This is a genomic window from Pseudonocardia halophobica, assembly GCF_050948485.1.
In the GTDB taxonomy this organism is placed as follows: Bacteria; Actinomycetota; Actinomycetes; order Mycobacteriales; family Pseudonocardiaceae; genus Pseudonocardia; species Pseudonocardia halophobica.
The window spans coordinates 6,612,726-6,633,880 of sequence record NZ_CP192046.1 but is presented as its reverse complement, the minus strand read 5'-3'; the positions used below and the strand labels follow the sequence as shown (position 1 = coordinate 6,633,880).

The window sequence follows — 21,155 nt, the reverse complement described above, 5'->3', positions numbered from 1 at the left end:
CGCCCGACCCCGACGCGACGGCCCCGGTGCACGGCGGGCCCGCGGCGGACCGGCCCCGCCCGGGCGCCGTGACCCGCGGGCCGCAACGCCGGCCCGTCCCGCCCCCGTGGCAGCGCGTGCCGGGCGGCAACTTCGACGACCCCACCGAGCTGATGGCCCCGCTCGACCGGCCGACCGACGTGATCGCGCCCGTCGACGGCCGGGCGAAAGCCGAGCCCGGTCCGCCGAAGGGCCAGTCCCTCGCCCGGTCGAGCTCGATGATGGCCGTCGCGAACCTGGCGAGCCGGGTCACCGGCTTCCTGCGCCAGATCGCGCTGGCCGCGGTCCTCTCTTTCGGCCTGGTCAACAGCTCGTACACGATCGCCAACACGCTGCCGAACATCGTCTACGAGTTCCTCATCGGCGGCGTGCTGACCAGCGTGATGATCCCGCTGCTGGTCCGCGCCCAGAAGGAGGACGCCGACGGCGGCGAGGCCTACACCCGGCGCCTGGTCACCATGGCCGGCGCCGCCCTGCTCGTGGCGACCCTCGTCGCCATGCTCGCGGCAGGACCCCTGGTCGCCCTCTACATGGGCAGCCAGACCACGGACACGGCGAACCCCGAGCTGGCCACCGCGTTCGCCGTCCTGCTGCTGCCGGAGATCTTCTTCTACGGCATCGGCGCACTGCTGGGCGCGATCCTGAACAGCAAGGGCAGGTTCGCGGCGTTCGCGTGGGCGCCCGTGCTGAACAACGTCGTCATGTTCGCCGTGCTCGTCGTCTACGTCCTGGTGCCGGGGGAGATCAGCCTCGACCCGGTCCGGATGGGCGACACGAAGCTGCTGGTCCTGGGCATCGGGACGACGCTGGGCATCGCGGTGCAGGCGCTCGTCCTGCTGCCCGCGATCCGCCGGGCCGGGGTGTCGCTGAAGCCGCTGTGGGGCTGGGACCCGCGACTGTCGTCGGCGGGCGGGCTGGCGCTCTGGGTGGTCGCCTACGTGCTGGTGGGGCAGGCCGGCCTGATCGTCACCACCCGGGTCGCGACCGCCTCGGACCCCGGCGCCTACGCGATCTACTCCAACGCCTGGCTGCTCCTGCAGGTCCCGTACGGCGTGCTCGGGGTCTCGCTGCTCACCGCGCTGATGCCCAGGATGAGCCGGGCGGCCGCGGAGAACCGGTTCGACGCGGTGGTCTCAGACCTCTCCCTCGGCAGCAGGCTCTCGACGGTCTTCCTGGTCCCGATCTCGGTGCTGCTGACCTTCTTCGGCACCGAGGTGGGCCTCGCGCTGTTCTCCCTCGGCGCGGGCAACGCGGGTGGTGGCGCCGCGAAGCTGGGCACCGCGCTGGCCTGGTCGGCCTTCGGGCTGCTGCCGTACGCGATCACGCTGCTGCAGCTGCGGGTCTTCTACGCGATGACGGACAGCCGCACCCCGACGCTGATCATGATCGGGATCGTGGCGGTCAAGATCCCGATGCTGCTGCTCTGCCCGGTGCTGCTGCCCCCGGAGGACGTCGTCCTGGGGCTGGTCGCGGCGAACAGCCTGTCGTTCGTCTTCGGCGCGATCCTGGGGCAGTGGGTGATCGCGCGTCGGCTCGGGCACGTGCGCAGCCGCGAGGTGCTCTCGACGCTCTGGCGGACCCTCGCCGCCTCGGTCGCCGCCGGGCTCGTGGCCTGGCTGGCCGGCCGCGCGATCCAGTCCGCCGTGGGCAGCGGGTCGGCCGGCACGGCCTGGCTGGTGCTGGCCGTGGCGCTGGTGGTCGCGACGCCGATCCTGCTGGTCGGGATGAAGCTGCTGAAGCTCACCGAGCTCGACCCGCTCTGGCGCCGTCTCCCCGGCCGTCTCGGACGCTGACGGCTCGTGGGTGGCGGTGGTCGCCGGAGCGACCACCGCCACTCACAGGCGGTCACAGCATCGGCTGCCGGGCCCGGTGCCGGGCGGCGGTCGGCGACTCGAAGTGCGCCGCCATCCTCGGGAGCGGCCGGGTCTCGTCGGTGTCGGCCTCGGTCGTCGCGCGCGGGGCGCCCGCCCCGGTCAGCGCCCGGACCTCCATCTCGGCGTGGAGCCGGTCGTCGACGGGGTCGCGGCGGCCGAACCAGGTCCCGAGCGCGCCCAGCAGGAACGACAGCGGGATGGAGACGATCCCCGGGTTGGCCAGCGGGAAGAAGGCGAAGTCCAGGTCGGGCAGCATCGACGTCGGCGCCCCGGACACAGCCGGGGAGAACACGACCAGGACGACCGCCACGGACATGCCGCCGTACATGCTCCACAGCGCGCCACTGGTGGTGAACCGCTTCCAGAACAGCGAGTAGACCAGCGACGGCATGTTGGCCGACGCGCCGACGGCGAACGCGAGCGCGACCAGCACCGCGACGTTCTGCCCGATCGCCACGACGCCGCCCAGGACCCCGAGCACGCCGACGACCAGCGCGGTCCGCCGCGCGACCCGCACCTCCTCGGCCGGCGCGGCGCTCCCGCGCTTGACGATGTTGGCGTACACGTCGTGGGCGAAGGACGCCGACGCGGTGATGGTCAGGCCCGCCACCACCGCGAGGATGGTCGCGAAGGCGACGGCGGCGACGATCCCCAGCAGCAGCTCGCCGCCGAGCCGGAAGGCCAGCAGTGGTGCCGCCGAGTTCGATGCGCCGGGCGACTTCATGATCGTCTCCGGCCCGACGAGCGCGGTCGCCGCGGTGCCGATGACCAGCACCATCAGGAAGAACGCGCCGATCAGCCAGATCGCCCACACGACCGACTTCCGGGCCTGCTTGGCGTCGGGGACGGTGTAGAAGCGCATCAGGATGTGCGGCAGGCTCGCCGGGCCGAGGATCGCGGCCAGCGACAGCGAGATGAAGTCGATCTTCGACAGCTCGGTGCGGCCGTACTGCAGGCCCGGGGCGAGCACCTTGTCGCCCTGCGGGCTGGTCTCGGCCGCCTGGCCGAGGAGGGCGGAGACGTCGAAGCCGTGCCGGCCCAGCGCCCAGAAGGACAGCACGAGCCCGGTGACCATCAGGGCGCAGGCCTTGAGGATCTGGACCCAGGTGGTGCCCTTCATGCCGCCGACCAGCACGTAGACGATCATCAGGCCGCCGACGACCGCGATCACCAGCGCCTGCCCGGCCTTCCCGGTGATCCCGAGCAGCAGGGCGACGAGCCCGCCCGCGCCGGCGATCTGGGCGATCAGGTAGAGCACCGAGACCAGCAGGGTCGAGGTGGCGGCCGCGGCGCGGACCGGGCGGCGGCGCAGCCGGAAGCTCAGGACGTCGCCCATCGTGTAGCGACCGGTGTTGCGCAGCCACTCCGCGATGAGGAGCAGCGCGAACAGCCACCCGACGAACGAGCCGATCGCGTAGAGCATGCCGTCGTAGCCGAAGACGGCCACCGTGCCGGCGATGCCGAGGAACGCTGCGGCGGACAGGTAGTCACCTGCCAGGGCGACGCCGTTCTGCGCGCCCGTGAAGGCGCGACCACCGGTGTAGTAGTCCGCCGCCGTCTGGTTCGCGCGGGCGGCCCGGAAGACCACGACCAGGGTCAGCAGCACGAACGCGGCGAACACCGTGACCGTCACGGTCGGACTGCCGAGGCCGGACTGGGCAGCGCTCGGGACGGCGCCCTCGGCAAGCGGACTCTGGGCAAGTGGACTCTGGGCAAGTGGATTCGACACCATCGGCTCCTCCTGGGCCATATGGTGGATCAGCCACTCGCGTGTGGTGTGCCCCGAATGGCTGTATGGCCCTGGGCCGCTCAACGACGAGGTCACCGGGAGGTCACGTCCGGGCTATCGAAAGGGGGTAGCGGGCGCCCCGAGCGCGTTCCTTCGTGCACGAACGGCGCTCTCGTTCACTAGATTTGAGTGACAGGGCCGCTCACCGGGCCGCACAAGCGGAAAGCCCCCGCCGCGGTGTGCGACGGGGGCTCCGGTGCGCCGGGATCAGTCGTCCGGGTCGTCCGTGACGTCCGTGGCGGAGGCGTGCCCGTTGGAGGAGCTCTTCACGGTGGCGCGGCTGCGGGTGGACCGGCGCTGCGCCGGACGTGGGGGCGGTGGCGGGGTCGGGGCGGGGCCGCCGTGGCCGCGCCCGAGGATGAGCTCGGCGAAGGTGGCCATGGCCTCGTCGAGCTGGCCCGCGTTGCGCCGCTCGGACTCCTCGTTGGCCTTGGTGACGAGCGCGGTGACCGAGGTCGTGTCGGGGCGGGCCCGCAGCACGGAGTCGAGGTCGCCCAGCCGGCCGTCGACCGAGCTGCCCAGGGCGGCGATCTTCTCGTCGACCGCGCCGGTGAGCTCGCCGAGCTTCTCACCCAGCCCGTTCTCGACGGCGTCGACCCGGCCCGCCACCGCCTCGAGCCGGCCCGCGAGGATCTCCAGCCGCTCGGCCAGCGAGTCGAGCGCCTCGGTCGGGTCGACCGCGGGCCGCCCGGCGAGGTCCTCGAGCCGGCGGTGCAGCCCGACGCTCGTGTCGCCGAGCAGGTTGCGGACGCCCTCGTTGGACTCGTCCATCGCGCGCAGGGCGCCGTCGAGCTGCTCGCGCACCAGTTTCTCGACGCCGTCGACCCGCTCCCGGATCGGCGTCGCGACCGCGTTGGGCATCGCGTCGAGCCGCATCTCGTGCCGGTCGAGGCGGTTGTCCAGGTCGTCGAGCCGCTTGTGCAGCCCGCCGAGCCGGTCGTCGAGGCCGTCCATCCGGCCGGAGACGCCCTCGAGGCGCCCGGCCATGCCGTCGAGCCGGCCGTCGAGCTGGGCGAAGGGCTTGGCGAGCTTGTCCGGCAGCGACTCGATCGCCCGGAGCACGGAGGCGAGCACGGCCTCCTGCGCGTCGACCTTCTGGACCGTCTCGTCGAGGCGCTCGGCGAGCACGCCGACCTCGGTGCGGTCCGGCAGCTCGGTGAGCCGCTTGCGGACGGTGCCCAGCGCGTCGAGGGCGGAGAGCCGGGCGTGGATCTCGTCGAGGGAGTCGAAGACCTGTTGCTGCTCGGAGTCGCGGATCTCGGCCGCGCGCATGAGCATGCCGCGCATCCGGTCGAACGACATCGTCGAGTTATCGCTCATTGGCGCCTGGTGCTTCCTGTGATCCGGATGGGGGAGCGGGGAACGCTGCACTGAGGGTAGCGAGCCCGCGAAACCGGCAGACACGGAGTCACCACTAGGCCGACCGGGTGGCACCCGTCCGGCCTGATTCGCCCGATCCGGCCTGGTCGGAAGGGGGTATACGGTGCCCCGGTGACCGCCCCGCTCACCCCGGACTCGATCCGTTCCGCCCCGAAGGTCCTGCTGCACGACCACCTCGACGGCGGCCTGCGGGCCGGGACCGTCGTGGAGCTGGCCGACGCCGTCGGCTACGACAGTCTGCCCACCCGCGACCCCGAGGAGCTGGCCGGGTGGTTCCTCGGCGCCGCCCACTCGGGCTCGTTGGAACGGTACCTGGAGACCTTCGGGCACACGGTGGCCGTGATGCAGACGCGCGAGGCGCTCGTGCGGGTCGCGCAGGAGGCCGCGGAGGACCTGGCCGCCGACGGCGTGGTGTACGCGGAGGTCCGCTTCGCGCCCGAGCTGCACGTGGAGCGGGGCCTGGACCTCGACGGCGTGGTGCAGGCGGTGCTCGAGGGCTTCGAGCGCGGCTCGGCGGGCCGCGCGATCACGGTGCGCTGCCTGCTCACTGCCATGCGGCACGCCGCCCGCTCGCAGGAGATCGCCGAGCTCGCCGTGCGGTACCGGGACGCCGGAGTCGTCGGCTTCGACATCGCCGGCGCCGAGAAGGGCTTCCCGCCCACCCGCCACCTGGACGCGTTCGACTACGTCCGGCAGCAGAACGCGCACGTCACCATCCACGCCGGCGAGGCCTTCGGGCTGCCGTCGATCTGGGAGGCGCTGCAGTTCTGCGGGGCGGACCGGCTCGGCCACGGCGTCCGGATCGTCGACGACATCACGGTCCGGTCGGACGGGACCGCCGAGCTCGGCCGGCTCGCCGCCTGGGTGCGGGACATGCGGATCCCGCTGGAGATGTGCCCGACGTCGAACGTGCACACCGGCGCCGCGACCAGCCTCGCCGACCACCCCATCGGCCTGCTCCGCGACCTGCGCTTCCGCGTCACGGTCAACACGGACAACCGGCTGATGTCCGGCTGCTCCATGACCTCGGAGATGGCCGCGCTCGTCGACACCTTCGGCTGGGGCTGGGAGGACCTGCGCTGGCTGACGATCAACGCCATGAAGAGCGCGTTCCTGCACTTCGACAAGCGGCTGGCGATCATCGACGAGGTGATCAAGCCGGGCTACGACGCGCTCGTGGCGTGAACGAGCGGCGCTCTCGTTCAGTAGGTGTGAGCGAGAGCGCCGTTCACCGGGGTCCGGATCGGGTCAGCGGTGGTGCAGGCGGGCCTCGGTGGCGTGCACCAGCTCCCGCCAGCGGGCGGCCTCGGTGTCGAAGGGCGGGCTGGGCGCGAGCCGGGTGGGGTTGGGCCGGATCACGAAGGACACCAGCCAGCCCAGGCTCTCGGACTCGGCCAGCGCGCGGGCCGGCTCGGGGTCGCCCGCCCACTCGGCGACGTCGAGGACCAGCTCGGTGGCCAGGTCCAGCTGGGTCGGGTCGACCTGCAGGGTGCCCTCGGCGATGTCGTCGTCGATCCCGACGAGCACGTAGTCGTTGAGGTCGTCGACCACCACGTCGAGCTCCCCGACGGCGGCCTTGTCCAGCACGTCCTGCCAGGTCGAGGCGGCGACGAGGTCGTTGTCGTCCTTACCGCCGTCGGCCAGCCAGCGGGCCAGCGCCCGCTCGGAGTCGAACACGTCGACGCGCCCGCCCGAGCCGAGGAACACCGGCTTGTCGTCGAGGTAGCAGCGCAGGGTGACCCACTGGCCCGCGGACGTGGTGATCCGGATCGGGTCGATCCCGATCTCCTCCCAGAACCCGACCGGGCCCTCGGCCTCGTCCTCCGCGAGCTCGGCCTCGTCCTCGGCGACCTGCTCGGTGATCGCCTCCTCGTCGGCGCGCTCGCGGGCGGCCTCCTCGAGGGTCTCGTCGTCCGTGTCGTCCCCCTCGACGTCGTCGACGCCGATCGCGGACTCCGCGTCGGCGATGCGCGCGGCGAGGGCCTCGGCCTCCTTCTCGGCCCCGGCGAGCGCCCGGGCGTCGACCTCGGGGGTGGCGATCAGGGCGTCGAGCGCGTCGACCACCTCGTCCCAGTGGTCCTGCACGGTCTGGGCGAGCTGGGTCCACAGCCGCCGGCCCTCGCGCCCGGCGAACGGCAGGGTGCCCTGGTCGAGCAGCCCGAAGCCGGGGGCCGAGTCGAGGACGGCCGTGACCTCCTCGAGGTCGCAGACGTCGGCGAAGGAGCGGACCATCGCGGTGATCTCGGCGAGCTCGCCGATCGTCCAGGTGTCCGGCTCCTCGGCGACCAGCTCCGGGACGCCGATGACGTCGAAGCGGCGCGTCTCCTCGGGGGTCAGCTCCGCGACGGTCAGCGTGGGCACGGCCGACCAGGCCGGGTGGTCGGCGAGGTCGTGCTCGGTCTCCGTGCGGACGTACGCCGCGAGCCGCGCGACCTCCGGGAACGCGAAGACCGCGTCGTCGTCGCCGAGGAAGGCCTCCCACTCCTCGCCGTCCTCGCGCCACCGGGGCGCCCAGAGGGTGACGAGGTCGCCCTCGGTCAGGGACAGCTGGATCGGGACGATGTCGCTTGCCACGGCGGCGATGCTAGCGGCGGCACCGGAGTGCCGCCCCGTCCGTGCACCGCCCGCCGGCCGGTCCCGGGCAGGCACCACGCGGGGAGGGTCCAGGCGGTCGTTCCCGTAGGGGCGCACCCGCTTCGAGGGGTGTCGCCCTTGTGCCGGGGAGCGTCGGGGGAGCGTGGTGCCGGGTCCGGCACCGATTGTTCCTCGCGGGGCCGGGGAACCGGTGGGCCCGCCCGCGGTGCGGGCGGGCGGCCGGTGCCGGCCCGGAACGTCAGGTCGAGCTGTGCAGACGGACGACGCCCACCGTGACGTCCTCCAGACCGCCGCGGTCGAAGTCCCGACGCAGCTGGTCGGCCTTCACCGTCGCGGTCAGCCCGTCGAACGGCCCGTGCGCGTCCACCTCCCCGGTCTGCGGGTCGACGGCGAGCACCACGTACCCGTCGCACTGGGTGAGCTTCTCGGCGGCAGCCACCAGGGTCTGCTCGTCCGAAGTCGTGTTCTCCGGCACCGGATCACCTCCTTGTCACCTAGTACAGCGTCGGCGACGGCTCCGACGTGACAGTGTTCGTGCCATACCACCCGTTCGGGTCAGATAAATGGCACCTGTGGTCACGGCCGGTGCGGAGCCCGGTGCGATGCGCGCACGATCCAGTTGATCACTGGTGTCACCTCCGGAGGCCGGGCACGCCGCGTGATCGAGATCCGCTCCGAGAAGTCGATCATGGTGTCTCGTGTGCCCAGGGTGGTCGGGGGACCGGATCGAGGGTCGTCCGCGCGGTGCACACGAGGTCCCGCGGACGGCCGCAGGGGGCGCTCGAACGGGGACGCAGGGTGACGAAACCGCGGTCGTCCCCACCCGGACCGGCGGGTGGTCGAGGGGGACGGCCTCCCTGCGACGATCACCGGGTGCACGACCCCTCCCGGCTCGACGAGGCCAACACCGGCTACGGCTGCGAGCATCCTGGCACGGGGATCGCCGCCGTCCCGGGAGGCGCGCGGTTGTCGTGGCTGCGTCCCGCGCCGCTGTGGCGGTCCCGCAACGACCGGCTCGTCCGCCTCCTGGGCGACCCCACGGACGACATGCGCCGGGAGTGGCTGCGCCGGCTCGACGCGGGGCGCGGGCCCGATCCCACCCGGCTCGTCGACCGGTTCGCGGGGCGGGACTCGATCGCGGCCACGCTGCTCGGCGACCCGGGCGAGGGCGACGCGTCGCAGTACTGCGTGGTCCCCGTGCTGCAGCGGGTGGCGGGGGACACCGACCTCGCGGTCGTCGTCTCGGACGTGATCTACCCGGCCGGCGGGCTGCACGAGTACGCGGCCAAGCTGGCCCGCCCCTACGCGGACTACCCGGGCCCGATCTACGGCCTGCCCGGCAACCACGACTGGTACGACGGCCTCACCGGATTCATGAGCTGGTTCTGCGGCACCCCGCCGGAGGAGGCGGCGCCCGCGGACCCCGGCACGGGGTGGACGGCGTTCCTGCGCAGGCTCCTGTGGCGCCGCGGGCCGCGCGGGCGCACCGCCGACCTCGAGGCGGCGCGGGTGTGGCGGCCGGCCGAGGAGCAGCACGCGCTCCAGCCCGGTCCCTACTGCGCGATCGACGCCGGCCCGGTCCGGCTGGTCCTCATCGACACCGGGATCCGCGGGGCCCTCGACCGGGAGCAGGGGGAGTGGCTGCGGGACACCCTCTTCGCCGCCGACCGACCGGCGATCGTGCTCACGGGGAAGCCCCTGATCACCTACGCCGAACACCACCCCTGCCCGATCGAGGGCGGCGGCACGGTGGCGGAGCTGGTGCGCGACCCGCGCGCGTCCGTCGTCGCGGTGATCGGCGGTGACGACCACAACTACCAGCGCTACCCGGTCCGGCTCGCCGACGGCCGGGAGATCCTGCACCTCGTCGCGGGCGGCAGCGGGGCCTACCTCTCCGCCACGCACCCGGTCCCGAACGTCGACGTGCTGGCGCCGGAGTGCACGGAGGAGGACTTCCGCTGCTACCCGCTGCGCGGGGACTCGCTCGCGCACTTCAGTCGCCGCTACGACGCGCTGCGCCGGTTCGGGACCGGCACCGCCGTCGTCTCGCCGTCCGACGCGACCACGATCATGGCCGAGCGGATCGGGATCGCGCCGCCGCGCACGGGCACCCCGCCGGCGGAGATCTCGCCGCGGGCGCGGCAGGCGGCGGAGCGGGTGCTGGGCGGGCCGAAGGGGCGCTCGGAGAACTGGACCTCCGTGCTCTACGACACCGACCGCCCGCCGATGCTCAAGAGCTTCCTGCGGCTGGACGCGACCGCCGCGGAGATCCGGATCGACTGCTGGGCGGCCACCGGCTGTCTGGAGCACGAGCGCGACCCGGTGCTGGAGGACCGGATCGTGGCGCGGCCCGGGGCGGACGGCCGGTGGACGTGGGCGAGCGCGACGCCGGGGCGCGAGCGACCCTGAGGAATCGGTCCTGAGCAATCGGCCCGGAGGAATCGGTACAGCTCCCGCTACTGTCCGGCCCATGGACGTGCGGGTCGTCGACCATCCTCTGGCCAGGGCTCGGCTCACCACGATGCGCGACGCGCGCACGGACAACGCGGCCTTCCGCGCCGCGCTGCGCGATCTCACCCTGCTGCTGATCGTCGAGGCGACCCGCGGCTTCGAGGTGGCGGACTTCCCGCTGCACACCCCGGTCGCCCGCACGACCGGTCACCGGCTCGCGAACCCGCCGGTGCTGGTGCCGGTGCTCCGCGCCGGGCTGGGCATGGTCGACGCCGCGCAGAACCTGATCCCCGAGGCGCAGATGGGGTTCGTGGGCGTGGCGCGGGACGAGGTGACCCACCTCCCCACCCCGTACATGGAGTCGTTGCCGGCCTCGCTCGTCGGGCGCCCGGTGTTCGTGCTCGACCCCATGCTCGCGACCGGCGGCTCGATGGTGCACACCGTGGAGCTGCTCACCGCCCGGGGCGCCGACGACGTCACCGCCGTCTGCGTGCTCGCCGCGCCCGAGGGCGTCCGGGCGCTCGAGGCCAGCGGGCTCCCGGTGCAGCTGGTCACGGCCGCGATCGACGAGCGGCTCAACGACTCCGCCTTCATCGTCCCCGGCCTCGGCGACGCCGGGGACCGGCAGTTCGGCGCGGTCTGAGCGGGCGTCAGGGCACCACGTTCTGGTTGGCGCGGAACACGTTGTCGGGGTCGAGGCGCCGCTTGAGCTCGACGAGCCGCGCGTAGTTCGTGCCGTAGGCGGCGTGGACCCGGTCCCGACCCTCCGCCCCGAGATTGTTGACGTACACCCCGGCCTCGAGGTGCGGGCGCATCGCCGCGGACGCGGCCCGGGCCCAGGCGACGTGCCGGGGCGAGTCGGCCGGATCGGGCCACTGGGCGAGGACGAGGAAGTCGTACTGCGGCGCCCGGTGCGGGAAGGCGGTCGCTCCCGGCGCGACCCGGGCCGCGGCCCCGCGCAGGCCCTGCAGGCCGATGCCGCTGTCGCCGGGTGGCATGGCCTCCGTGACCTCGAGCAGGGTGCGGATCGCGGGGTCGGCGAGGTGCCGGAGATAGGCCGAGCGCCAGTAGTGCAGGCGGCCCGGCGGGTAGCCGGCGTCGGGCACCCGCTGCCAGTCGGCGAAGGGCTGCTCCGCGACGGTGTCGAGGTCCGGGTGCAGTCGCCGGAGCGGCCGCAGGACGGGCCCGGCCGCCCCCGGCGGTCCGCACCAGCACAACGCGATCGTCAGCGCCGGCCGGCCGGAGGGTCCCCGAGCGAGGGACACCGCCGTCGCGAGCTCGTCGGGTGCGGTGGCCACGAGGTCGTCGTGCGCGCGCAGGACCTCGCCCGCGGCCTCCCACCGGAACCCGAGGGCCCCGGCGAGCACGGTGTCGACCGGGTGCAGCCGGTAGGTGAAGGTCGTGACGACGCCGAAGTTGCCGCCCCCGCCCCGCAGGCCCCACAGGAGGTCGTCGTCGACGCCGTCGAGCAGGGTGCCGTCCGCGGTGACCAGCTGCGCATCGATCAGGTTGTCGCAGCTCAGGCCGTGGCTCGGGGCCAGCCAGCCGAGGCCGCCGCCGAGGGTGAGTCCGGCGATCCCGGTCCCGGACATCACGCCGAGCGGAGTGGCGAGGCCGAACGCGCGGGTGGCGCCGTCGAGGTCGCCGAGCAGCGCCCCGCCTCCGGCACTGGCCGTCCGTGCGTCGGGGTCGACCTCGACGGTGCGCATCGGGGACAGGTCGAGCATCAGCCCGCCCTCGCACGCCGCGGTACCGGCGACGTTGTGCCCGCCGCCGCGCACGGAGAGCGCGAGGCCGTGCTCGCGCGCGTACCGGATCCCTCGGGCGACGTCCCCGGACTCACGACAGCCGACGATCACCGCCGGTCGCCGGTCGATCATGCCGTTGAACACCGCGCGGGCCCGGTCGTAGCCGGCGTCCCCCGGCCGCAGCACCGTGCCGGTCAGCTCGCCCGTCAGCCTGCTCGTGCTGGTCATCGTGCCTCCCCGTCCGTGGTGGCCCGAGAGTGGCGGCGCCGGCTAATCGGCGGCTCATCCCGACGCCGTGATCGCGGCTCGCAGCGCCGTGGCCTCGGCGAGCAGGTGCGCACCGCGCCCGGGGTCCAGCCCGGCCAGGCCCTCGAGCGCCGCCGCCCGGCCGGCCCGGTGGCCGATGCGACGGAAGAGGGCCAGCGCCTCGCCGAAGGCCTCCGCGGCCCGTCCGGGGTCGGCAGCGACCCGCCCCGCCAGGAGCGCCGCCGACGCCTCGCCCTCCCGGTAGCCGACCCTGCGGTACTCCGCGAGGGCCGCCTCGACGAGCCGGGACGCCTCCGCCGCGGAGCCCCAGCGGTGCTCGACCGATGCCAGGACGTCGAGCGCGAGGCCACGGGCGAGGGGCTCCCCGAGACCGTCGGCGCGGGCCAGGGCACGCAGGGCGAGCGCGCGGGCGTCGTCCTCCGCACCGCGGTCCCGGTGCAGGCGGGCCAGCTGTGCCTCCTCCAGCGCCGCCCGCCAGACGTCGCCGCCGCGCAGCGAGGCCGCAACGGCCTCCTCGTAGCGGGCGCGGGCCTCCTCGCTCCGGCCGTGCGCCCAGGCCACGGTGGCGGCCATCCCGAGCGCGTCGCCCTCCCACCCGGGCTCCCCGCAGGTGCGGGCCAGGTCCCGCTGCTCCTCGAGCAGACGCGTCGCCGGACCGAACTCGGCGCGTCCGACGTGGAAGAGGACGGCGGCGGAGAGGAGCGGGAGGCGCTGCCGCGGCCCGGTCACGGCGGCGAGGCCGGCGTAGGCCCTGCGGAGCCCCTCCTCCCGGGTCCCCCGCAGGTCCCAGTAGTGCCAGAGGCATCCGACAAGCCGCGCCCCGGTCGCCGGGTCCGCCTCGAACGCCCAGTCCAGCGCCGCACGCCAGTTCTCCCGCTCCCGGTGCAGGCGGTCCAGCCAGAGGGGGGCGTCCGGCCCGAAGAGGTGGGCCGACGCCTCCTCGGCCAGCTCGAGGAAGTACCCGGCGTGCCGGCGGCGCAGCGCATCCGGCTCCTCCGCCGAGCCGGCCAGCCGCTGCGCCGCGAACGCGCGGGTCGTCGCCAGCAGCCGGTACCGCCCGCCGTCGACCTGGACGGTGCTGGCCGAGACGAGCCGGTCGAGCAACTCGGCGACCTCGTCGGCCGCGGGCGCCCCCGCGCCGGTGACGACCTCGGCCGCACGCAGGTCGAAGCCACCGGGAAAGACGGACAGCCGGGCCAGCAGCCGCCGCGCCGGGGGCGCGAGCAGGTCGTGGCTCCAGGCCAGGGTCGCGGCGAGGCTGCGGTGCCGTGGGTCGGTGCTGCGGGCCGTGAGCAGACGGGCCGACGCCAGCCGGGCGGCGAGATCGGGCAGGGCCAGCGACGTCGTCCGGGCCGCGGCGAGCTCGAGCGCCAGGGGCAGGCCGTCCAGCCGGCGGCAGACGTCGAGCACCAGCGCCGCGTCGGCGGGCGCCACCGCGCCGGGCCGGGCCCGGGCGGTGAACAGCCGCACGGCCTCGCAGCCCGCCGCGGTCCGCGAGTCCGCGCCCGGGTCGGCCAGGCCGAGGGGCGACAGGACGTACACCCGCTCACCCGGGACGCGCAGGGCCTCGCGGCTGGTCACCAGGAGGCGGGCCCCGGTCCGCTCGACCACGTCGACGCACCCGTCGAGCACGTGCTCGCAGTTGTCGAGCAGCACGAGGTCGTCCCGCCCGTCGAGCGCGTCGCGGAGAGCGGTGAGCGGCGTCGAGCCCGGACCGCCCCGCACTCCGAGGGCGTCGGCCACGCGTTCGGGCACCTCGGCCGGATCGGCGACGGGGACGAGATCGACGAGATGGACCGGCACGCCCAGTCCACGGGCGACCTCCGCGGCCAGGCGGGTCTTGCCGACCCCGCCCGGTCCGGTCAGCGTGACCACCCGGTGCGCCGCGAGCAGCGCGGCCAGCTCGCGCCGCTCGCGGTCCCGGCCCACGAAGCTGCTCACCGCCGACGACAGCGCGCCCCACACCGGAGGGCGCAGGTCGAGTTCCGGGCTGTGCCGTAGGACCGCCGTCTCGAGCCGGGCGATCTCGCGCCCGGGCTCCAGCCCGAGCTCCTCCGCCAGCACGGCGCGGAGCCGGCGGGCCGCGGCCAGCGCGTCCGCCTGCCGGCCGCTGCGGTACAGGGCGAGCATCAGCAGCGCGGTCGACCGTTCCCGGAGCGGGTCCTCGGCGACCCGCCCCTCCAGCGCGGAGAGGATCTCGCGGTGCCGGCCCTGCGCGAGCTCGGCCTCGTCCCGCAGGTCGGCGCAGTCGGTGCGGAGCCGGTCGAGGCGGGCCGCGGCGTCGCGCGCGAACGGGCGCTCGACGTCGTGCAGCGCCGGCCCCCGCCAGAGGCCGAGCGCCGAGGTCAGGGCGGCCGCGGCGCGGGCCGGCGGGGCGCGACGTCCCTCCGCGAGCAGGTGCTCGAAGAGGTCGGCGTCGATGCGGCCGGGTCCGCGGACGTATCCCTCGCCGCGGCTGAGGACCGCTTGGCGTCCGAGGCTCGCCCGCAGACCCGAGACGGCCGAGTGCACCATCGTCGCGGCGGTCGGCGGCGGGACGCCGTCCCAGATCCGGTCGGCGAGCTCGGCGACGGTCAGGGGCAGGCCGTCGGCGAGCACCAGGGCCGCGAGCACGGCCCGGCGCCGTGGCGAGCCCAGCGGCTGCGACACACCGGCGCCGTCGAGGACGCGGACCGGCCCGAGGATGCCGAACTCGAGCGTGCCGTCGCCCGTGCCCTCCATGCCGCTCACCCCACCCGCGGAGCCGTGCCGGAAGGGTCCCGTCCGGACGGGGGCGGAGCAAGGTCGGCCTGCCGCCGCCTCCTACGCCCGCCAGCCGTCGACCACCGCGCGCAGGACGACCGGGAAGCCCTTCGCCGGGTCGTCGACCGCGTCCGGGGTGTGCGCGTGCAGCTGGAGCGACACCAGCCCGTGCAGCGCCGACCAGAGCCCGAGCGCGACGGTCGGCGGGTGCGCGTCGTGCCGCAGCACCTTGGCGTCGACCGCCCGCTCCACCGCCTCGACGAGCGGGATGAACGCGGCCTCCTGCAGCTCGCGGGACTCGGCGTCGAGCTGGTCGCGGTCGAACATCGCGTCGTAGAGGTGCGGGTCGTGCAGGGCGTCGGCGCGGTAGGCCTCGCCGAGCGCGACCAGCTGCTCGGCCGGGTCGGCGGCGGGCGGGACCGCCGTGAGCGTCCGGCGCAGCCGCCGGAACGCGTCGTCGACCAGGGACTTCACCAGGCCGGGCTTGCCGCCGAAGAGCGCGTAGACCGCCGTGGTCGACGTCCCGACGTCCGCGGCCAGCGTGCGCAGCGACAGCCCGGTCACGCCGTGTGCGCTCAGCAGCTCCGCCGCACGGGCGCGCAGCCTGTCGCGCAACACCTCGTCGTGGACCTTGGGCCGGGGCACCGGCGGAGGCTACCTCTCCTTCCCGGGGTCCCGCCCGTTCACGGTGCGGTCACGGTCCGGACACGGGTGTGTGACGAAGCCGCGCCGGCCCGACCGTCGCGGGCGAGTAACACCCGGGGCCGCTCGGGAGATCTTCTCGTGGGTCGTGCCGATCGGGGCGCGCCCGGTCGGGAGGGCGGCATGCGCGGCTGGCTCGGGGGGCTCCGCTGGCGGGTTCCGTTGCAGCTCACCGCGATGCTCGTCGCGGGCCTGGTCATCGCCGGGATCCCGGCCGACGAGGGCGGCACGCTGCCGGGAGTGCGCACCGCGGGCGAGGGCGCCGGGCCGAAGGCGACGCTGCGGGTCATGCCGCTCGGTGCGTCGAGCACCGAGGGCGTGGGCAGCCCCGCCACCGCCGGGTACCGCGGGCCGCTGTTCGCCGAGCTGGCCGCGGACGGCATCCGCGTCGACTACGTGGGGTCGCGCCACGACGGCCCGCCGGGGATGGCCGACCCGGACAACGAGGGGCACTCCGGCTGGACGCTGGCGAAGATGATCCCGGCGGTCGGCGCCTGGGTGGCCGAGGCCGACCCGGACGTCGTGCTGCTGCACATGGGCACCAACGACGTGAACTCCGGGGCGAAGGGCGGCGTCGCCGCGGCGAGGCTCGACACGTTGCTCGACGAGGTCTTCGTCGCCGCGCCGCAGACGCACGTGATCGTCGCGGGGATCTGGGCGCCGCTGCCCGCCCGGGCCACGGAGCGGGCGGTGCTGGCGCGGCTGACGCCGGACGTCGTCGCCCGGCACCGCGCGCTCGGCCACTCCCTGGAGTTCGTGGACACCTCGTCGCTGCTGTCCGCCGGGGACTTCGTCGACGGCCTGCACGCCAACGCCGGGGGCTACCGCAAGATCGCCGCGATGTGGACCACCGAGGTCGAGGGCTGGCTGGCGCAGCGGCGGGCGGCGCCGGTCCCGCCGGTCCCGGCCGTCACTCGCTGAGCCCCGCGGCCACCGTCGCCCCGAGCTCCCAGCACGCCTCCAGCGCCGCCTTGTCCGGCGGACCCATAACCTCCACCGGGGCGGCGACCTGCTCCCAGCCCATGCCCGACGCGATCGCCCCGACGGCCTTCACCGCACCCTCCACGCCCTGGTTGCCGTGCACGTACAGGCCGTACGGGAGTTTGCGGGTGTCGTCGCCGCAGACGTAGTAGACCTGGTCGAAGAAGTGCTTCAGCGCCCCGGACATGTAGCCGATGTTGGCGGGGGTGCCGAGCACCACGCCGTCGGCCTCGAGCAGGTCCGACGCGGTCGCGGCGAGCGCGGCCCGGCGGCGCACCTGCACCCCGGTGATCTCGGGGTCGCTCGCGCCGCGGACCACGGCGTCGAGCAGCTCCTGGGTGGCCGGCGAGGGTGTGTGGTGGACGATCAGCAGGACTGCCACGCCGCCCGTCCTACCCGATGAGGGCCGTGAACTCCTCCCGGAGCGCCGCCATCCGCTCGTCGGCGCGGGCGCGGGCGGCGTCCAGGTCGTCCGTGGGCGGCTCGACGATCTCCAGGTAGGCCTTGAGCTTCGGCTCGGTGCCGGAGGGGCGCACGACGACCCGTGCCCCCTCCTCCCGCAGCCGCAGCACGCCCGGGGCGGGCCGGTCGGCGCTCCAGCCCGCCGGCGGCGCGCCGGCCAGCCGGGCGATCACGCCATCGCGCTGCTCGGGCGCCATCCGCAACGAGATCCCGACGGTGCGGTGCACGCCGTGGGCGCGGGAGAGCTCGTCGAGCCGGTCGAGCAGGGTGAGCCCGGCGGCCTTCAGCCCGGCCGCGAGATCGGCGGCGACCACGGCCGCGGCGATCCCGTCCTTGTCCCGCACCGCCTCCGGGTCCACGCAGTACCCGAGGGCCTCCTCGTAGCCGTAGACGAGGCCGGGCCCGGCGCGGACGATCCACTTGAAGCCGGTCAGCGTCTCGGCCGACGGGGCGCCGTGGGCGGCGGCGACCTTCGCGAGCATCGAGCTCGACACCACGGTGGTCGCGACCAGGCCGGTACGGCGGCGCAGCAGGTGGTCGCCGAGGAGGACGCCGGTCTCGTCGCCGGTGAGCATCCGCCAGCCGGCGGGCGTCGGGACGCCGAGGGCGCAGCGGTCCGCGTCGGGGTCGAGGGCGATCGCGAGGTCGACCTTCTTCTCCGCGGCCAGCGCGAGCAGCAGGTCGGTCGCCCCGGGCTCCTCCGGGTTCGGGAACTCGACGGTCGGGAAGTCCGGGTCGGGCGCCGCCTGCGCGCCGACCACGTGGACGTCCGTGAACCCGCTGCGCGCCAGAGCATGCACGACCACAGCCCCGCCGACCCCGTGCATCGGCGTGAGCGCGATCCGCAGGCCGGTGGTCGCGGTGCCGAGCCCGGCGACCCGGTCCAGGTACTCCTCGGTCGGGTCGTCGACGGTCGTCGGGCCCTCGGCCGGGATCGCGACGGCGGGGCGCGCGGCGCCGATCGCGGCCTCGATCTCGGCGTCGGCGGGCGAGGTGAGCTGGGCCCCGGGGGCGTCGCTCACGCCCTCGCCGAGGTAGACCTTGTAACCGTTGTCCTGCGGCGGGTTGTGCGAGGCGGTGATCTGCACCCCGGCCGCCGCGCCCCGGCGCTGCACCGCGAACGCGAGCAGCGGGGTCGGCGTCGCCCCGGGCAGGACGTGCACCGCGAACCCGGCCGCGGCCAGGACCCCGGCGGCCTCGCGGGCGAACGCCTCCGACCCGTGCCGCGCGTCCCGCCCCACGACGACCGTGCGACCCCGCGCGCCCCCTGCGACCAGCCAGGCGGCCAGGCCCGCGGTGGCGCGCCGGACCACGGCGACGTTCATGCCCGACGGGCCCGCCCGGACCGGGCCGCGCAGCCCGGCGGTGCCGAACTGCAGGGGACCGGACAGGGCGCCGGCGAGTGCGGTGCTGTCGCCGCCGGTCATCGCGCCGACCAGGAGCTTCTGCAGGTCCGCGCGGGTGGCGGGGTCGGGGTCGTCGGCGATCCAGCGCATCGCCGCGTCCCGCAGCGCGGGGTCGAGACCCATGTCAGACGCGCGCGACCAGCTCGCGCAGCAGCTCGCCCATCCGGGTCGCCGAGGCGCGCCCGGCCTCCAGCACCTCCTCGTGGTCGAGCGGCTGGCCGGTCATCCCGGCGGCGAGGTTGGTGACCAGCGACAGCCCGAACACCTCGACGCCCTCGGCGCGGGCGGCGATCGCCTCGAGCACCGTGGACATCCCGACCAGGTCGGCGCCGAGCGTGCGGAGCATCCGGATCTCGGCCGGTGTCTCGAAGTGTGGGCCGGGCAGCCCGGCGTACACGCCCTCCTCGAGCGACGGGTCGATCTCCCGCGCGAGCTTGCGCAGCCGGACGGAGTAGAGGTCGGTGAGATCGGTGAACCGCGGCCCCACCAACGGCGACCGGGCCGTGAGGTTGAGGTGGTCGCTGATCAGGACCGGCTGGCCGACGGACATGCCCTCCCGGATCCCGCCGGCCGCGTTGGTCAGCACGACGGTGCGGCAGCCGGCGGCGGCGGCCGTCCGGACGCCGTGCACCACGGACTCGACCGGGTGCCCCTCGTAGCCGTGCGTGCGGCCGAGCAGCACCAGGACCCGGCGGTCGCCGATGGTCAGCGTGCGCACCGTGCCGCCGTGCCCCTCGGCGGCGGGCGGGACGAACCCGGGCAGCCCGGCCATCGGGACGTCCGCCCCGGTCCCGATCACGTCCGCGGCGGGCCGCCACCCCGAGCCGAGGACCACCGCGACGTCGTGCGAGTCCACCCCCGTCGCGTTGGCCAGCGCCTGCGCGGCCTCGGTCGCGATGCTCATGCGCGCAGACTACGGGTGATCAACCGGCGGCCGGTGTCGTGAAGGTTGCGGCGAGCGCGGTGAACAGCGCGGCGGACCGGTCGCCCGCGCGCTCGGCCGGCACGGTGAGGGACAGGGCCCACAGGCCGTCGGCCGCCGGGACGGTGCGCAGGACCGTGGTGCGCTGCTGGGAGCCCTCGGTGGTCGTGTAGCGCCGCTCGCGGACGCCGTCGGGGGCACCGGCGACGGGCTCGGCGGGCGTCACGTCGACGGCGTCGACCCCGAGGTGCGGGGCCGTGAGCCCGGCGGTGACCTCGTCCTCCGACCCGGCCCGCCACACCGCCATGGCCTCGGACCCGTCGGCGGAGACGAAGCGGACGACGGGGTTCGTGTCGCCGTCGCGGTACTGCGTCCAGGTCGAGGGCACCGCGACGCTCCACCCGGCGGGGTCGCTGTGCACGGTCGTGGGGCTGCGGTCGGTGGTGACCGTGACCGTCGACGACGGGGACTGCCCGGCGAGCGAGCGGACCACGCTGTAGCCGCCGGCGGCCCCGAGCAGGACGAGCAGCGCCCCCGCGACGGCCAGCGGCAGGGCCCAGCGCGTCGGCATCGAGATCGCGGCGGCGGAGCGGGCGGCGGGTCCGGCCGCCGGGCGGACGGGCGGGCGGGCCGGCGCGTGGGCACCCGTCGGGGTGGGGAGCGGGCCGGGCGAGGTGGCGAGGCCGCGCGCGGCGGGTTGCGGGTCGGCCGCCGGGAGCCGGGTCGAGCCGGCGGGGCCGTGGGTGCCGCCCCACGGCTCCGACGCCCGGACCGGGCCCGACGCGGCCACCCTCGGCTCCGGCACCGCCTCCGGGCGCGCGGCGATCGCGGAGAAGGCCGTCGGCGCGTCGGGCGAGCCGGGGTAGAGCGGGTCGTCCGGGTCGTCGAGCAGCGGGCGCAGCCGGCGGCGCACCTCGTCGAGCGGCATCCGCTGGTCGGGGTCCTTGACCATCAGCGCCGCGATGACCTCGGCGACGGGCCCGTGCTCCCGCGGGCGGGGCACCTCGCCGTCGACCACCTCGGTGATGGTGGAGACGGGGTCGCCCTTGACGTCGTAGGGCGGGCGGCCCTCGATCGCGGCGAACAGCGTGGCGCCCAGGCCCCAGAGGTCCGCGGCGGGGGTGACCGCGCCGCCCATCGCGACCTCGGGGGCGATGTAGGCGGGGGAGCCGAGGACGAGCCCGGCGGTCGTCATCGGCGCGTCCGAGGCGTTGCGCGCGATCCCGAAGTCGGTGAGCTTGATGCGCCCGTCGTGCGCGACGAGCACGTTCCCGGGCTTGACGTCCCGGTGCGTGATCCCGGCGCGGTGCGCGGCCCGCAGCGCCGCCGCGGTGGCGTAGCCGACGACGGCGGCCTGGCGCTGGTTCAGCCGGCCCTGCTCGGAGATGATCGTCGCGAGGTTGCGGGACGGGACCATCTCGAGGACGACGAGCGGCTCGCCGGCCGCGTCGACGACGTCGAACACCGTGATCACGTTCGGGTGCGAGAGCCCGCCCAGGGCGCGCGCCTCGCGGAGCATCCGCTCGCGCATCCCGAGCGCCTCGCGCTCCGGGACCCCGCGGGGGACCTTCAGCTCCTTGACGGCCACGCGGCGGCGCAGGACCTCGTCGTACCCCGACCAGACCGTGCCCATCGCCCCGCTGCCGAGCTGCGCGGAGAGGCGGTACCGGTCGCCGACGACGCGGCCCGGCTGCTCGTCTTCCTGCGTGGACACGGCACCATTGTCGGCGACGACCCGCACGCGTGTGCGGGCGGGTGCGCCTGCGGACGACCCGGACGGGGCCGGGACCAGCACAA

The 21,155-nt window shown here is 75.1% G+C and carries 16 protein-coding genes; 5 read left to right on the top strand and 11 right to left on the bottom strand.

The genetic code is table 11. From position 1 onward, the window contains the following. Positions 1-116 precede the first annotated feature (116 nt). The gene (gene murJ / locus ACQP04_RS31630; protein WP_433504157.1) at positions 117-1,832 is read left to right on the top strand and encodes a murein biosynthesis integral membrane protein MurJ; all 1,716 of its coding nucleotides are present in this window, start codon (positions 117-119) and stop codon (positions 1,830-1,832) included. Between the two features lie 52 nt (positions 1,833-1,884). On the opposite strand, the gene ACQP04_RS31625 is transcribed toward murJ, so the two are convergent. Further along, positions 1,885-3,645, bottom strand: a complete 1,761-nt coding sequence (locus ACQP04_RS31625; RefSeq protein WP_433504156.1) for a solute symporter family protein — start codon at positions 3,643-3,645, stop codon at positions 1,885-1,887. Positions 3,646-3,909: 264 nt separating this feature from the next. Further along, positions 3,910-5,022 carry a PA containing protein gene (locus ACQP04_RS31620; RefSeq protein ID WP_433504155.1) on the bottom strand — a complete coding sequence of 371 codons (1,113 nt, stop codon included), beginning with the start codon at positions 5,020-5,022 and terminating at the stop codon, positions 3,910-3,912. A gap of 171 nt (positions 5,023-5,193) precedes the next feature. Here ACQP04_RS31620 and ACQP04_RS31615 point away from each other — a divergent pair, with 171 nt between their 5' ends. Continuing rightward, positions 5,194-6,267, top strand: a complete 1,074-nt coding sequence (locus ACQP04_RS31615) for an adenosine deaminase (RefSeq protein WP_433504154.1) — start codon at positions 5,194-5,196, stop codon at positions 6,265-6,267. A gap of 63 nt (positions 6,268-6,330) precedes the next feature. Here the strand turns inward: ACQP04_RS31615 and ACQP04_RS31610 are convergent, their stop codons facing one another. Together ACQP04_RS31610 and ACQP04_RS31605 are read right to left on the bottom strand one after the other, a co-directional pair. Then, the gene (locus ACQP04_RS31610; protein WP_433504153.1) at positions 6,331-7,656 is read right to left on the bottom strand and encodes a primosomal protein; all 1,326 of its coding nucleotides are present in this window, start codon (positions 7,654-7,656) and stop codon (positions 6,331-6,333) included. Positions 7,657-7,915: 259 nt separating this feature from the next. Then, the gene (locus tag ACQP04_RS31605; protein ID WP_037046372.1) at positions 7,916-8,152 is read right to left on the bottom strand and encodes a hypothetical protein; all 237 of its coding nucleotides are present in this window, start codon (positions 8,150-8,152) and stop codon (positions 7,916-7,918) included. Between the two features lie 398 nt (positions 8,153-8,550). Between ACQP04_RS31605 and ACQP04_RS31600 the strand changes: the two genes are divergently transcribed. Next, entirely contained in the window at positions 8,551-10,086 is a 1,536-nt protein-coding gene (locus ACQP04_RS31600; RefSeq protein ID WP_433504152.1) for a metallophosphoesterase family protein, read from the top strand. A 61-nt stretch (positions 10,087-10,147) separates the two neighbouring features. Further along, positions 10,148-10,771, top strand: a complete 624-nt coding sequence (gene upp / locus ACQP04_RS31595; protein ID WP_037046374.1) for a uracil phosphoribosyltransferase — start codon at positions 10,148-10,150, stop codon at positions 10,769-10,771. 7 nt (positions 10,772-10,778) lie between these two features. Here the strand turns inward: upp and ACQP04_RS31590 are convergent, their stop codons facing one another. The 3 genes from ACQP04_RS31590 to ACQP04_RS31580 all read right to left on the bottom strand — a co-directional run bounded on the left by ACQP04_RS31590 (position 10,779) and on the right by ACQP04_RS31580 (position 15,530). Next, on the bottom strand, positions 10,779-12,104 hold the full coding sequence (locus ACQP04_RS31590; protein WP_433504151.1) for an FAD-binding oxidoreductase: 1,326 nt from the start codon (positions 12,102-12,104) through the stop codon (positions 10,779-10,781). A 54-nt stretch (positions 12,105-12,158) separates the two neighbouring features. Then, entirely contained in the window at positions 12,159-14,864 is a 2,706-nt protein-coding gene (locus ACQP04_RS31585; RefSeq protein ID WP_433504150.1) for an ATP-binding protein, read from the bottom strand. Positions 14,865-14,945: 81 nt separating this feature from the next. Beyond that, on the bottom strand, positions 14,946-15,530 hold the full coding sequence (locus tag ACQP04_RS31580) for a TetR/AcrR family transcriptional regulator (RefSeq protein ID WP_433504149.1): 585 nt from the start codon (positions 15,528-15,530) through the stop codon (positions 14,946-14,948). Between the two features lie 180 nt (positions 15,531-15,710). Here ACQP04_RS31580 and ACQP04_RS31575 point away from each other — a divergent pair, with 180 nt between their 5' ends. After that, complete coding sequence (locus tag ACQP04_RS31575; RefSeq protein ID WP_433504148.1) at positions 15,711-16,508, top strand: SGNH/GDSL hydrolase family protein; 798 nt, start codon at positions 15,711-15,713, stop codon at positions 16,506-16,508. Here ACQP04_RS31575 and ACQP04_RS31570 read toward each other — a convergent pair. Genes ACQP04_RS31570 through ACQP04_RS31555 form a run of 4 tightly spaced genes read right to left on the bottom strand, consistent with a single transcriptional unit; the run spans position 16,498 to position 21,072 of the window. Beyond that, positions 16,498-16,950 carry a flavodoxin family protein gene (locus ACQP04_RS31570; RefSeq protein WP_433504147.1) on the bottom strand — a complete coding sequence of 151 codons (453 nt, stop codon included), beginning with the start codon at positions 16,948-16,950 and terminating at the stop codon, positions 16,498-16,500. The two genes, ACQP04_RS31575 and ACQP04_RS31570, sit on opposite strands and share 11 nt — an antisense overlap. A gap of 10 nt (positions 16,951-16,960) precedes the next feature. Continuing rightward, entirely contained in the window at positions 16,961-18,559 is a 1,599-nt protein-coding gene (locus ACQP04_RS31565; RefSeq protein WP_433504146.1) for a phospho-sugar mutase, read from the bottom strand. A 1-nt stretch (position 18,560) separates the two neighbouring features. Then, on the bottom strand, positions 18,561-19,340 hold the full coding sequence (locus ACQP04_RS31560; RefSeq protein WP_433504145.1) for a purine-nucleoside phosphorylase: 780 nt from the start codon (positions 19,338-19,340) through the stop codon (positions 18,561-18,563). Positions 19,341-19,359: 19 nt separating this feature from the next. Then, a complete protein-coding gene (locus ACQP04_RS31555) occupies positions 19,360-21,072 on the bottom strand; it encodes a protein kinase domain-containing protein (protein WP_433504144.1) in 1,713 nt (570 codons plus the stop codon). Between the last annotated feature and the right edge of the window lie 83 nt (positions 21,073-21,155).

Bases quoted from the DNA above. Each gene is read 5' to 3' on its own strand.
- ACQP04_RS31620 (WP_433504155.1), bottom strand. From the start codon at position 5,022: ATGAGCGATAACTCGACGATGTCGTTCGACCGGATGCGCGGCATGCTC.
- ACQP04_RS31590 (WP_433504151.1), bottom strand. From the start codon at position 12,104: ATGACCAGCACGAGCAGGCTGACGGGCGAGCTGACCGGCACGGTGCTG.
- ACQP04_RS31585 (WP_433504150.1), bottom strand. From the start codon at position 14,864: ATGGAGGGCACGGGCGACGGCACGCTCGAGTTCGGCATCCTCGGGCCG.
- ACQP04_RS31625 (WP_433504156.1), bottom strand. From the start codon at position 3,645: ATGGTGTCGAATCCACTTGCCCAGAGTCCACTTGCCCAGAGTCCGCTT.
- upp (WP_037046374.1), top strand. From the start codon at position 10,148: ATGGACGTGCGGGTCGTCGACCATCCTCTGGCCAGGGCTCGGCTCACC.
- ACQP04_RS31565 (WP_433504146.1), bottom strand. From the start codon at position 18,559: ATGGGTCTCGACCCCGCGCTGCGGGACGCGGCGATGCGCTGGATCGCC.
- ACQP04_RS31575 (WP_433504148.1), top strand. From the start codon at position 15,711: ATGCGCGGCTGGCTCGGGGGGCTCCGCTGGCGGGTTCCGTTGCAGCTC.
- ACQP04_RS31560 (WP_433504145.1), bottom strand. From the start codon at position 19,340: ATGAGCATCGCGACCGAGGCCGCGCAGGCGCTGGCCAACGCGACGGGG.